We start from the raw sequence: 12,391 nt of genomic DNA, 5'->3' as shown, positions 1-12,391 counted from the left end.
TTCCTCGGGCCGTCGTGCAGGGTCCGTTAGTCGGGCCCTGTCGTTTACGGGAGAAGTGACAAGGAGGTTGCCATGAGACCGGTGGAGATAACGGAGGGCGTGCACTGGGTGGGAGCCCTGGACCCGCAACTCCGGGTTTTCGACATCATCATGAAGGCGGACCACGGCACCACTTACAATTCCTACTTGGTGACGGCGGGGGAGAAATTAGCCGTGGTGGACACGGTGAAGGCCCCCTTCTACGAGGAGTTCCTGGAGAACTTGAGGTCCCTGGTGGACGTCCGCGACATATCCTACGTTATCATCAACCACACCGAGCCCGACCATTCCGGTTCCCTGGACCTCTTCCTGAAGGAGGCTCCCAACGCCAGGGTGGTCTGCGACCGGCAGTGTCGCAACTTCGTGAAGAACATTCTCAACCGGGACGTGGACCCCATCCTGGTCCAGGACGGTGATACGCTGGACCTGGGCGGGGGTGTGGCGATGCGCTTTATTCATGCCCCCTTCCTGCACTGGCCGGACACCATGTTCACCTACCTGGAGAAGCAGAAAATCCTGTTCACCTGCGATTTCCTGGGAGCCCACTACTGCGACGACCGTCTCTTCGACGACCTGGTGGACGACTACTCGCACGCCTTCGAGTACTACTACCTGGTCATCTTCCGCCCCTTCAAGAAGTACGTGCTGGAAGCCCTGGACAAGGTGGAGAACCTTGACCTGCGGGTCATCGCCCCCAGTCACGGCCCCGTGCTGCGTTCCAACCCCCGGGCCTACATGGAGAAGTACCGGGAGTGGAGCTCGCGGCCGGTTCCCGGGGAAGAAAAGAGCCTGTTGGTATTTTATGCCAGCGCCTACGGGAACACCGCCGCCCTGGCGGAGAAGATCGCCGAGGGAGCCCGCTCCGAGGGGGTCAGGGTCACGGTCATGGACGTGGCCGCAACCGAGCTGGGCCTGATGATCGACCGCATCGAGGCGGCGGACGGTATCGCCGTGGGCTCAGCCACCATAAACGGGGATGCCGTGGAGCCGGTGTGGTACCTCCTCTCCCACCTGGCCACCCTCAACCTCAAGGGCAAGGTGGGCGCCGCCTTCGGTTCCTACGGCTGGAGCGGCGAGGCCCCCAAGCTCATCGCCGAGAGGTTGCGGGGTCTGAAGTTCAGGGTGGAGGAGGAACCGTTGCGGGTCAACCTGGTTCCCACCGGGGAGGACCTGGAGAAGGCGGCGGAGATGGGCAGGAGGCTGGCCCGTTCCCTCAAGGACAAGGAAGGTTGAGCGCCGTCCCGGCACGGATTTTCAACCCCGCCGCCCCTCGAGGCCCGCGCCCCGCCCCCGCATGTCGGTTGAGGATGCGGGAGGTCCGGAAAGGCCGCCCTTTTCCGGCTCGCCCTCAGGAACCGTGGACGGAGCACACCACCCGGGTGCCGGAAAGGGTGTAGGTCCCGCCGGAGGGGCAAGCGGGAACGCTCTGCAGGTACTTTGGTACCAGCTGCTGGATGGAGGTGGGAACCCGGCCCTCCATGGCCTGGTACTGTTGGGCCGCCGAGGATATGGCCCGGCGGTTGGCGGCGCAGGCCGCGGATTCCGCCTGGCCCACCGGTGAATTCTCCGAGGACGGGCCTCCCGTTCCCGCATCCACGGCGGTCTTGTTTTCCCCCCCGCACCCCGCGAGAACCAGCGCGAGGATCAGCAGGACGGCCGCCAGAATGGCCGGCATACTCCTTTTCATGCTCACCTCCAAGGCCTTTTTCGCCCGCTCTTCGGAAATCGTCCGGCGGCGGAGACGGCTTTAACCGAGTTCAAGCCTGGCCGGTTTCCCTTTCCCGGATGGCCCGCACCAGGGTCTTTTTAGCTACGTGGTTGATGATACTGGGAGGGTTTTCCAGGACGGCCGCACGCCACTCTTCAAGGGGGCGGTCGGCTTGGCAGAAGGCCTCGTAGAGGGCCTCCTGGAGGACGGAGAGGTTGGGTTCGATGTAGATCTCGTAGATGTATCTCTGCGGCCCGGACAACTGTTCCACGTCCTTGGAAAGGACTTCCATGAACTCGCGCTTGATGCGCTTGTTCCGGTTCCTGATGTAATAATCGTTCAATACCTGCAGGAAATCCACCATGCTCCCTTACCTTCCCCTCCGGCCCTTCTCATGCGCACAATGATATGGCTTCCGGCGATAAAATCAATAAGCCGCCGTCAATAACCGTGTCTCTAACCGTCCGTGACAAAAATCGGCAGTCGCTGGACGCCCCTTTAGGGAAAAAGGGGGAAAGCGCTGAGAGGTCGTGATAGGAGTTAATGCGTCCACCCCTTCCTGCGCCTTCCGGCTGGCCTTCATCAACCGAAAAGTCCCTTTTCATCTTCCGGGAAGCCTGCGTTACGGGAGTTGCGGTCCAGGTGCAGGGAAGCGGTCGGATAGGAAGGCAGGAGGGGAGAAAAGAAAAGCCGGGAATCTGCTGGACTTTCCCCGGCTTTCAGGTGGTGGAGCCGATGGGATTTGAACCCACGACCTCTGCCGTGCGAAGGCAGCGCTCTCCCGCTGAGCTACGGCCCCGGAACAGGGACTATTTTAACAGACTTCGCGGGTTCACGCATGGCCCCCGGGCAGGACTCGGGCGTTGATCGGGGTCCGGAAGGATGGTGGCCTTTCCTTCCATCCATGTGCGTGTTGAAGCCGGACACCGAAATTCCGAGGCCAGGCTCGTCACGGCCGACAGGGATTCCCGCGCACCACCTTCCGGTCTCTCCGCGTCGGGGGGCGAGCCCCAAGCTAAGCCTCACGGAGTCGCGGCGTGTCCGTCTTCAGTGGTCCGCAGGGCTTGCAGGGACTATAGTATTTGTATCTGATGACCGGTTGGCGGCGAGAAGGACGGCCGGAAGCGCGGAGGGAGAAGGAGAAGAAAACCGGTGCGGGAAGAGGCGAGATGTTGAGGGAAAGAGCGACCGGAAGGGGCGGCCGCGGGGGCCGGAGGCGAGGCACAAGTTCCCGACCGAGCCTGGCCATCCTGCTATCCTTCCTGATAGCACTGTCCCTATTCCTGGCGTCCTGCGCTTCCGGAGGCGGGAGCGGGAAGGCGGGGGAGGGGGAAAGCGAGGTCGTTCCCGTTGAGCCCTCTGGGTATGACAACCATTTTTCCTTTCTGGTCTGCGGCGACCCTCACGGCCGCACCGACCTCCTGGCCGAGATCATCTCCCGGGCCGGGGAGGGGGAGTTCCTGGTGGTGTTGGGAGACATCACCACCGGGAAGGGTGTGGAGGAAATGCGCAGGATGAAGGATTTCCTGGACGGCAGCGGGATAACCTACCACGTCATCCCCGGCGACAACGACATGCCCGGGAGCTCCCTTAAGGCTTTCTGGGAGGTATTCGGCGCCGATTACTATTCCCTTGACATCCAGGAGACACACCTCGTTTTCCTGAACAACGCGGTGGCGGGTGTAGGGTGTCCGCCGCGGGAGCTCTCCTGGCTGCGGGAGGACCTGGCCGGCGCGGTGGACAAGCTGGTCATCGCCTTCGCCCACGTGGCCCCGGGAGCGCCCGTGGATATCGGTAAGAGCGGGTTCGTGGCCCGGGAGTCGGAGAGCAACCGGGAGATGAAGGATATACTGGCCGCCGCCGGGGCCCCCGTTATCTACTGCGGGCACATCCACGCCTACATGCTTTACGCTTCCGGGCCGCCGCGGGTGGTGGTCACCGGGGGAGCGGGAGCCAGGCCGCACCTCTCGGAGGAGAGCGGGGGCTTTCATCACTTCCTGCGAGTCATCGTGGAGAACGACCAGGTGAGGGAGGAGGTCATTCCGCTTTAGGCCCCGGAGCAAAGCTGTTGCGGGTTATCGATAGGGGCAAGACTCCGGCGGAGGGAAATATGAGGTGGATCCCTGGAGGAAAGGGGGAGGATAGTAGCTCGATAAAAGGGGAAGACCCCGTCGGGGGGAACGGGGTCTTGAGTCTGGCAGCTAGTTCGCTTGCGCCCTTTGAGGGAATTGCCGGTAAACTCATGGGGGACACCTAGCTACCGATTCATATATCGGAAAATATCCCCGCGGCTTTAGGGTCATTTTGTACCGCGTGTTTCCTCCATGAACTTCGGGAATACGGCTTTCAGATCCCGAGCATGTCCTTCAGGGCGGCGGCCTGGCGCCTGGAGACCGGAATACGGCTCTCGCCCTGGTCCTTGAGGGTCACCACCAAGGCGTTGCGAGACAGCCTGATGATCTGGTTGACCTTTCTGAGGTTGACGATGTAGCTGCGGTGGGTACGGAAGAAGTTCCGGCTGTCCAGCATCTTCTCCAGTTCCGCAAGGGTGTAGGTGGTGAGGTAGGATTCATCGAAGGTGTGGATGTTGGCGTATTCGTGCTTGGTGTCTATGTAGTAGATGTCCTCCATGGGGATGAGCTTGATGGCCTCTCCCCTCTGCACCGGGATCTGATTCAGCACCGCCCTTTCCCGCTCCTCGCCGGCGGAAATGCGCCGGGCCCGCCCCACCCGGTCCAGGATAACTTTCACCCGGGCGGCCAGCTCCAGGGGACTGAAGGGCTTGGGCACGTAATCATCCGCCCCCCCGCGCAGGCCGATAACCTTGGATCTCTCATCGTCGATGGCCGTGAGCATGATAACCGGGATGTCCCGGGTCCCCTCGTCGGACTTGAGGCGCATAAGTACCTGCCAGCCGTCCAGCTTGGGCATCATGACATCCAGGATAATGAGGTCGGGGTGGACCTCCTCCACCATCTTCAGGCCTTCCTCCCCGTCCGCGGCCAGGAAGACCTCGTAATTGTCCAGGCGGAGGTTTAACTCCACCACGTTGGATATGGCCGGATCGTCCTCTATGAGCAGGATCCGGTACCTCTTTTCCTCGGCCATGAGCCCTCCCTGGTCTCCGCCTGCTTAAAATCTTCAAACCCAGGATATTATGAATTTCGTCAGCGCTTACGACCTTCTTAATAATCAACGACTCACTTGGTGCGGCGGTCTATGAAATAGGTGCTCCCGGGGATGGACTTGGCGTATTTAAGGGTCTCCTTGGCGATCTCGCCCACCTCCCAGTGGGTGGTTATCCTCCTCTTCTGGTTGCTGGCCACCCCGATGCTCAGGGTCATGATGGGTATGTAGTTCTCCCTTCCCACGCGGTCCATGAGGATGGAATACCCGCGCTTGAGGTCCTCCTCCCGGTAAAAGGAGGGCACCTTCTGTTCGAAGGCGGAGATTATCTCCTCGGCGATGCGGGAGGCCTTCTCCGGAGTGGTCAGGATCACGAAATCGTCTCCCCCGCCATGCCCGATGAAGTCGTCGTAGTTGCCGAAACGTCGGACGGTCTCGTCTATGATGGAGGCCAACTCCCGGATAACCGTGTCTCCCTGCGGGAACCCGTAGATCTCGTTGTAAGGCTTGAAGTTGTCGATGTCCACGTACAGGGCGGCGAACTTGAGGTTCTTGGCCAGGCGGCGCTTGGTCTCCGCTTCTATGGATATGCTTCCGGGCATCCCGGTGAGGGGACTCACGTCGCGCTTCTGCTTGGCCCGGATGAGGTTGACGACGATACGCGCCACCAGGTCGGAGAAGTCGAAGGGCTTGGTGATGAAATCATCCGCCCCGGCCTCGATGCTGGCCACCTTGTCCTGGGCCTGGGTTTTGGCGGAAAGCATGACCACGGGTATCTGGTTGGTCCTCCCGTCGGCTTTGAGGCGTCGACATATTTCCAGGCCGTCCATTTCCGGCATGAGGATATCGCAGAGGATGAGGTCCGGTTTCACCTCGTGGACCATGCGCAGGGCTTCCTCCCCCTCCTGAGTGGTGAAGACCTCGTATCCCTCCACCTCCAGGTTGAAGCGGATGATGTCCAGGATGTTTTTCTCGTCGTCCACCACCAGTATCCTGACGGGATTTTTGGGCCTTTCCAACGGCGTTCCCCCTCGCTCAATCGTGGTCCTCCACCATGTCCATGTGGGTCTCTGAATCCGGTTCCCGCGATCCATGCCCGGACTCCTGAAGCAGGGGCAGGGTGAAGTGGAAGGTGCTCCCCTTCCCCGGTTCGCTTTCCACCCATATGTTTCCGCCGTGTGCTTCCACGATGCTCTTGCTGACGTACAAGCCCAGCCCGGTTCCGTAGACCTCGCGCGTGGATCGGTTGTCCACGCGGTGGAACTTCTCGAAGATGTGCGGGATATGCTCGGCGGGGATGCCCACGCCGGGATCGGTGATGCTGCACCGGACCATGTGGCGCTGCTTCCCGATGCCCACCCTGACCTCGCCCCCCTGCGGGGAGTACTTGATGGCGTTGTCCAGGAGGTTCATCAACACCTGTTCGATCTTGTCCGGGTCGGCGTAGACCTTGGTGTTGTCGCATTCCGGTGCCAGGATCAGCGTATGTTTTGCGGATTGCGACTCCAGCTTCCCCACCACGATCTCCGCCAGCTTGACTAGGTCAAACTCCCGCTTCTTGAGCTCCAGGCGGCCCGATTCAATGCGTGACATGTCCAGGAGATCGGAAATAAGCCGGGTGAGGCGGTCGGTTTCCTCCTCGATCACCCTGAGGAACTGCTGGCGGGTTTCCTCGTCGAAGCTCACATCCCGGCGGCGCAGGGTGGCCGTGTAGGCCTTGATGGAGGTCAGGGGGGTGCGCAGCTCATGGGACACGGTGGAAACGAAATCGGACTTGGCCTGTTCTAGTTCCCGCAAGGTGGTGACGTCCCGGATGATGGCAATGATTCCCAGGCTCTTCCCCGGCTCGTCCTCGATGAGGGAGGTCTCCACCTTCAGGACCTTCCTCTCCGGGCCCTCCAGGCGGATTTCTTCGGCCATCTCCCGCCCGGAGTTGAGGCTCCGAAGGAAGAGGTTGGCCAGGGCCGGGATGCGGATGACCTCCTTGACGTGGCGCTGTTCTATGTAGGAGAAGGGTGGGAGGCCAAGTATCCTTTCCGCGGCGGAGTTGACCAGGATTACCCGGGCGTCGTTGTTCACGGCGATCACCCCGTCGGCGATGGAGAAGAGCATGGCCTCCGTGCGCCGCTGGTCCTCGGCCATCATGCGGTAGAGGTTGGCGTTCTCCAGGGCGATGGCCGCCTGGCTGGCGAAAAGGCTGAGCAGCCTCTGATCGTCGTCTCCGAAGGAACGCTCCACGGGGGGGATGGCCACCTCCAGTACGCCCGTGGTCGTACCCCGCCAGGTGATGGGTACCGCGAGATAGGATAGGGGCTCCCGCATGCCTTCTCCCCAGGCTCCGGCGTGGTGAGGCTCCACCCTGGCCAGGCGCACCGGTTCCCCGGAGGCGGCGGCTTTGCCGGCGTAATATTCACCAGGGCGGAAGGACCGTCCAACCAGCTCTGCGCCGAGACCGTGGACGGCCTTCACTCGGAAGGATTCGTCCTCCTCCCGCAGGGAGAGGAGGCCGATCTCCGCGCCGACCAGCTCCACTGCCTTTTGCAGGAGAAGGTCGGGCAGGTTCCCGGTATCCAGGTCCCGGGCCAGGGAGCGGCCCAGCTCGTAGAGGGCGGACTGTTCCTCCACCCGGCGGGCGATGAGGAGGAGCAAGTCGTCGCGTATCTCCTCCACCTTCACCCTTTCGGTGATGTCGTCCAGTATGATCACCCATCCGGCGGCGGGTTCGTAGCCCGCCCGGATGGGTGAGACGCGCACGGACAAGGTACGTTCCGGGGCTCCAGCCAGCCGGGTCTCGAAGCTTCCCCCGCCGTTTCTTGACCCCGCTTTCCCTTCCGGACGCAGGTATTCCCACAGTGGCTCGGTGTCCACCAGGGCGTCCTCCAGGATGTCTTTCAGGGGGGCATGCGGCGGAAGGTTCTCCAGCCCCAGGAGGTCGCGGGCGGCCTGGTTGGCCATGACCACTTTTCCGGCCGCGTCGCATACCAGGAGACCGCTGCTCATGCTGCTCACGATGACCTCGCTCCTGGAGAGCACCATCTGGTAGAGCTCGGAGCGGGCTATGGCCGAGGCGGCCAAGTTGGAGATGGTGACCAGGAGCTGGACGTCCTCGCGGGAGAAGTGGTGCGGCGATGTGCTGGCGAAACAGAGCACACCCATGGGTTCGCCGCCCATGAGTATGGGAGCGGCCAACAGCGCCTCCACCTTGTCCGGGACCGGGCTGCAGACCGCGGGAACATATCCGCTCTCCCCCCGCTTTATGAGCAGCGGCTTCTTTTCCTTGGCCACCCTGCCTATGATGCCCTGGCCGACCTCGATCTCCTTTACCGTTGTCTCTCCGGAAGCGGGGAGGATAAAGTCCTGGAGCTTGAGTTTTCCCGACCCCCGGTCCAGGAGCCAGACGGATCCCAGGTCGGCTTCCAGGAGCTCGGCGGTGGATTGCAACAGGAAGCTCAGGGTCTCCGAGAGATCCACCTTCTCCATGAGCTGAGAACTCACGCGGTAAAGATATTCTATGCGCCTGGTCCTGGCATGCTCGCGCCTGTCCAGCTCGGCGATAAAGGAGATGAAGACGGAGATGCCGAGGAGGGCGAAGATATCCACCAGCAGGCCCGCCCCGTCGGTTTCCATCCGGATTCCTTCGAGGAAGCAGACCAGCGCGTAGAGTGCGCCTGCCGCAGCGGACACCAGGAGAGTGAGGGTCCACTGGTCGAAGAAGGAGAGCACCACTACCAGGAGGAGAAGGAGCGGGAAGAGAGGACTCCGAACCCCCCCGGTCCCGTATATAAGGAGGCAGGTGGAGGCGATGTCCCCGACCAGGAGGGGCAGCCCGCTTTTCCGGAAGGAAGGTGTGAACCTGGGCCTAAGGAGCAGGTGGTAGAGGAGCCCCAGGAGGCCCATGACCGAAAGCCCCGCCGCCCACAGCGGGTAGGATGGAGGCTCCCCCGCATAGAGCGGGTAGAGGCCCACCGCGAGGAAGGCCGCCCAGTGGGGCACCGGCAACCAGCGCGACGTCTTCATGACAAAGATAATATCGTTGTTCGTTTCCCTTTCATTGAGAGCCCTTTACCTGTCTGATAACGACGGCGCTTCTCGATGAAGTTCAATCCGCCCGAAATAATATTTCCATTTTCAGGTGGAGAAGCCTTCTTTCGGATAGGTAATTTTCCGGAGAAGATAGGAGGCCGGGAATTATACAGGCATGCCGTTCTTACTTTCGAATGCGAAAATGGTGAAACAAGTAAAACGATATGAGGTCGGGAATCTGCCGGGCATACCATTCCCTTCCTGCGGATGTGGTGTAAGATCTGCAAAACCAGGCCTGCCTTCCCTTTCCCGGGCCGGGTCCCATGACACATGCTTCCTTCACGAGAGCCCGTTTGCGGCCCGGAATAAAAATATGAATGCGGGCTGCGGTGGGTGGTCCACCCTGCTATGATGGATGGGGAAGGGGGAAGCACATGGCCTTACAGGTGGGGATCATCGGTCTTCCCAATTCCGGGAAGTCCACCATCTTCAACGCCCTGACCCGGGCCGGGGCCGCGGTGGCGGGATATCCCTTCACCACCGTGGATCCCAATTACGGGGTGGCCGCGGTACCCGATCCGCGCCTAGAGAAGGTCGCCGCGGCGGCCGGTTGCGCCCGCGTTGTGCCTGCCGACCTGCGAGTGGTGGACATAGCCGGCCTGGTGAAGGGCGCCCACCGGGGAGAAGGGCTGGGCAACCGCTTCCTGGCCCACATCCGGGAGGTGGACGCCGTGGCCCATGCCGTGCGCTGCTTCTCCGCCCCCGACGTGCCCCACGTGCGGCCTGAGCTGGATCCCGCCGCGGACATCGCCCTGGTGAACACCGAGCTCATCCTGGCCGACCTGGAGTCGGTGGCCCGGCGCAAGGAGAGGATAGGCAAGGCTGCCCGCAGCGGGGACCGGGAGAAGGCGCTCGAGCTGGAGGTCCTGCTGAAGGTGGAGGAAGGGCTGAACCGGGGAATTCCCGTGCGCGGGCAGGAACTGGAAGACGAGGAGCGCGAGGCCCTGGCCGGCCTTTTCCTGCTCACCGCCAAGCCGGTCATCTACGTGGCCAACCTGGGCGAGGAGTGGCTGGGGGAGGACGGTTCCCTCCTGGAGGAGGTGCGCCGGGTGGCGGAGGCGGAAGGGGCGGAGGTGGTGGCCTTCTGCGCCAAGCTGGAGGCGGAGATCGAGGAGCTGGAGCCCGGGGAGATGCGCGAGTTCCTGGAGGCCTACGGAATCGAGAAGCCGGGACTGGAGCTTTTCGTCCAGCGTTGTTACTGTCTTCTGGGCCTGATAACCTTTTTCACCACCGAGTCCGGCGAGTGCCGCGCCTGGCCGTTGCGCCGGGGAAGCACCGCGGCGCAGGCGGCGGGCAGGATACACACGGACATGGAGAAGGGGTTCATCCACGCCGAGGTGTTGGGCTGGGAGGAGTTCCTCGCCCACGGTTCCTTCCATGCCGCCAGGGAGAAGGGAGCGGTCCGCATGGAGGGACGCGATTACGTGGTGCAGGACGGCGACGTCATGCTCTTCCGCTTCCACTGAGCGGAAATCCGCTGGAGGGAGGGATCAGACCTCGGATTTCTTGAGCAGGTGGCGGATAACCAGTTGGGCTCCCGTATGGGGGTCGATTTCCCGGGTCTCCACCAGCTTCCTTACCAGCTCCACCATCTCCGGGTCCTCGCGCAGGGCGCGGGAGACCGTGCTTTCCACCCTCCGGTTTATTATCTCCTGCAGCTCGGCCAGTATCCTTTCCCTTGCTTTCTTTTCCAGCAGGCCCTTCTCCTGCAGGTAGCGGTAATGGTCCAGGACGGCGTCCGCCAGCTGGTCCACGCCCTGTCCGGTGGTGGCCACGGTGCGGATGACCGGAGGCACGCGGTCCTCGTCCCGCTGGGACATCTCCAGCATCATGGTTATCTCCGTGTAAGTGCGGCCTGCGTCCTCCCGGTCCGCCTTGTTGACCACGAAGATGTCCCCTATTTCCATGATCCCCGCTTTAAGGGCTTGTATCTCGTCCCCGCCCCCGGGCATGGTGACCACCACCGAGGTGTGGGCCAGCCGCACGATGTCCACCTCCACCTGGCCCGCCCCCACCGTTTCCACGATGACCAGGTCCTTGCCGAAGGCGTCTAGGATGTTGACCGCGTCGTTGGTGGCCACGGACACCCCGCCCAGGGAGCCGCGGGTCCCCATGGAGCGGATGAAGACCTCGGGATCGGTGGCCAGGTCCTGCATACGCACGCGGTCTCCCAACACCGCGCCGCCGGTGAAGGGGCTGGTGGGGTCGACGGCGATGATGCCTACGCTCTTTCCCCGCCGGCGCAGCTCCTTGGTCAGGGCGTTCACCAGGGTGCTCTTGCCGCTTCCCGGGGCACCGGTAATACCCACGATGTGGGCCCTGCCGGTATATTCGTGGAGCTTGCGGATGGGTTCGCGTGCGGCGGGATCTCCGTTTTCTACGAGGGTGATCAGCCTGGCCACGGCACGGCGGTCCCCCTGCAGGAGACGGGCCAGCAGGTCGTCCATCTTCCCTCCTTGCTCGGGTTTTTCCTCATTATAATCGACATTTCCGCGCCGGAAGTCAAAGCAGAGCCGGCAGGCGGGGAAGGCATCTCCTTTGTGTGCTTCACAGAAGTCGCCTCCCTTTAAAGTACACATTTACTAAATATAACATGGGAGGAGCAATGTATTTCCGGCTTCTCGGAACGTCCCCTCAGGCGTGCGTGACGTGGAGAGCGGCGGGTCTGGAGGAAGCATCCCCCGCGCCACAAACTCGATCCGCGAGGTGATATACCCCCCAAGCTTGACCATGGGAGTGCAGAGGCGCTGATTCCGCAAGACGTCCATCCGCGGGGTGGTGCGCCTGGAAGGGTACCGGTGTATGCTTACACCATGCGCCGGGTGAGCATCGTGAACCTTTCCCGCGGGACGGTACTGGCGGAGGAAGCGGAGGTGGCGGAAACCTCCGCATCACGTCGTCGCGGCCTTCTGGGACGGGACCGCCTTTTCGAAGGTGGGGGACTCCTCATCATCCCCTGCCGGCAGGTACATACCTTCGGAATGCGCTTTCCCATCGACGTCGTCTTCGTGGACGAGGCCCTCAGGGTCGTCCGCCTGGTGAAGCGCCTGCGTCCCGGAAGGCTGAGTCCCTTCGTCCTGCGTGCCCGCACCGCTTTAGAGCTTCCCGAGGGAACCATCGAAAGGACGGGCACCCGGTCCGGCGACAGCCTGGACATAAGGACCATTTAGGCGAGCCGCCGGACGTCCCATGTGTCCGGGAACGTGCTGGGATGCCGGACGTGCCTCCCGCCCTCGCTTACCGCTCGGAAAACACTGGGAAACGTCGCAGGATATGGCTTGACCTTTCCTCGTCCGTGCATGCCGGGATCGCCGTATCCTGGTCCATTCCACGCCCGTGAACATGATTGATTGCCTTCTTCCGGGGATGGAAGGAATTCGTTGTCTTACGCACCCATGACCCCTTTCGTTTACGGACGCCTAGCTTACGCCTTAT

Annotated in this window: 10 protein-coding genes and 1 tRNA gene; 4 read left to right on the top strand and 7 right to left on the bottom strand. The window is 62.3% G+C overall.

Features of this window, described 5'->3' with window-relative positions; all coding sequences use genetic code 11:
* Nucleotides 1-72: 72 nt before the first annotated feature.
* Nucleotides 73-1,272 (top strand): FprA family A-type flavoprotein, encoded by a 1,200-nt coding sequence (locus tag QME84_06805; GenBank protein MDI6873975.1) that lies wholly within the window; start codon nt 73-75, stop codon nt 1,270-1,272.
* Between the two features lie 115 nt (nt 1,273-1,387).
* Here QME84_06805 and QME84_06800 read toward each other — a convergent pair whose 3' ends face one another.
* The 3 genes from QME84_06800 to QME84_06790 all read right to left on the bottom strand — a co-directional run bounded on the left by QME84_06800 (nt 1,388) and on the right by QME84_06790 (nt 2,546).
* Nucleotides 1,388-1,726 carry a hypothetical protein gene (locus QME84_06800; protein ID MDI6873974.1) on the bottom strand — a complete coding sequence of 113 codons (339 nt, stop codon included), beginning with the start codon at nt 1,724-1,726 and terminating at the stop codon, nt 1,388-1,390.
* Between the two features lie 70 nt (nt 1,727-1,796).
* Nucleotides 1,797-2,111: a hypothetical protein gene (locus QME84_06795; protein MDI6873973.1), complete on the bottom strand. Its 315-nt coding sequence runs from the start codon at nt 2,109-2,111 to the stop codon at nt 1,797-1,799.
* A gap of 360 nt (nt 2,112-2,471) precedes the next feature.
* Nucleotides 2,472-2,546: transfer RNA gene (locus QME84_06790), tRNA-Ala, on the bottom strand.
* 370 nt (nt 2,547-2,916) lie between these two features.
* Here QME84_06790 and QME84_06785 point away from each other — a divergent pair.
* Nucleotides 2,917-3,798 (top strand): metallophosphoesterase, encoded by an 882-nt coding sequence (locus tag QME84_06785; GenBank protein MDI6873972.1) that lies wholly within the window; start codon nt 2,917-2,919, stop codon nt 3,796-3,798.
* 295 nt (nt 3,799-4,093) lie between these two features.
* Here the strand turns inward: QME84_06785 and QME84_06780 are convergent, their stop codons facing one another.
* From QME84_06780 to QME84_06770, 3 genes are all read right to left on the bottom strand, one after another.
* The gene (locus tag QME84_06780) at nt 4,094-4,855 is read right to left on the bottom strand and encodes a LytTR family transcriptional regulator DNA-binding domain-containing protein (protein ID MDI6873971.1); all 762 of its coding nucleotides are present in this window, start codon (nt 4,853-4,855) and stop codon (nt 4,094-4,096) included.
* 92 nt (nt 4,856-4,947) lie between these two features.
* A complete protein-coding gene (locus QME84_06775; protein MDI6873970.1) occupies nt 4,948-5,892 on the bottom strand; it encodes a response regulator in 945 nt (314 codons plus the stop codon).
* A gap of 16 nt (nt 5,893-5,908) precedes the next feature.
* A complete protein-coding gene (locus tag QME84_06770; protein MDI6873969.1) occupies nt 5,909-8,890 on the bottom strand; it encodes a GAF domain-containing protein in 2,982 nt (993 codons plus the stop codon).
* Nucleotides 8,891-9,330: 440 nt separating this feature from the next.
* Here QME84_06770 and ychF point away from each other — a divergent pair, with 440 nt between their 5' ends.
* Nucleotides 9,331-10,422 (top strand): redox-regulated ATPase YchF, encoded by a 1,092-nt coding sequence (ychF, locus tag QME84_06765; GenBank protein MDI6873968.1) that lies wholly within the window; start codon nt 9,331-9,333, stop codon nt 10,420-10,422.
* Between the two features lie 24 nt (nt 10,423-10,446).
* Here the strand turns inward: ychF and meaB are convergent, their stop codons facing one another.
* Nucleotides 10,447-11,403 (bottom strand): methylmalonyl Co-A mutase-associated GTPase MeaB, encoded by a 957-nt coding sequence (gene meaB / locus QME84_06760; protein ID MDI6873967.1) that lies wholly within the window; start codon nt 11,401-11,403, stop codon nt 10,447-10,449.
* A gap of 351 nt (nt 11,404-11,754) precedes the next feature.
* Between meaB and QME84_06755 the strand changes: the two genes are divergently transcribed.
* Nucleotides 11,755-12,126, top strand: a complete 372-nt coding sequence (locus tag QME84_06755) for a DUF192 domain-containing protein (GenBank protein MDI6873966.1) — start codon at nt 11,755-11,757, stop codon at nt 12,124-12,126.
* The last annotated feature ends 265 nt before the right edge of the window (nt 12,127-12,391 follow it).

It is taken from the genome of Actinomycetota bacterium (genome assembly GCA_030019255.1).
Classification (GTDB): Bacteria; Actinomycetota; Geothermincolia; order Geothermincolales; family RBG-13-55-18; genus Solincola_A.
Note: the sequence above shows the minus strand (reverse complement) of the source record. Positions and strands in the feature narration are given on the sequence as shown.

Coding starts and splice junctions, on each gene's coding strand:
- QME84_06800 (MDI6873974.1), bottom strand. CDS start 1,726: ATGAAAAGGAGTATGCCGGCCATTCTGGCGGCCGTCCTGCTGATCCTC.
- QME84_06770 (MDI6873969.1), bottom strand. CDS start 8,890: ATGAAGACGTCGCGCTGGTTGCCGGTGCCCCACTGGGCGGCCTTCCTC.
- QME84_06780 (MDI6873971.1), bottom strand. CDS start 4,855: ATGGCCGAGGAAAAGAGGTACCGGATCCTGCTCATAGAGGACGATCCG.
- QME84_06795 (MDI6873973.1), bottom strand. CDS start 2,111: ATGGTGGATTTCCTGCAGGTATTGAACGATTATTACATCAGGAACCGG.
- meaB (MDI6873967.1), bottom strand. CDS start 11,403: ATGGACGACCTGCTGGCCCGTCTCCTGCAGGGGGACCGCCGTGCCGTG.
- ychF (MDI6873968.1), top strand. CDS start 9,331: ATGGCCTTACAGGTGGGGATCATCGGTCTTCCCAATTCCGGGAAGTCC.
- QME84_06785 (MDI6873972.1), top strand. CDS start 2,917: ATGTTGAGGGAAAGAGCGACCGGAAGGGGCGGCCGCGGGGGCCGGAGG.
- QME84_06805 (MDI6873975.1), top strand. CDS start 73: ATGAGACCGGTGGAGATAACGGAGGGCGTGCACTGGGTGGGAGCCCTG.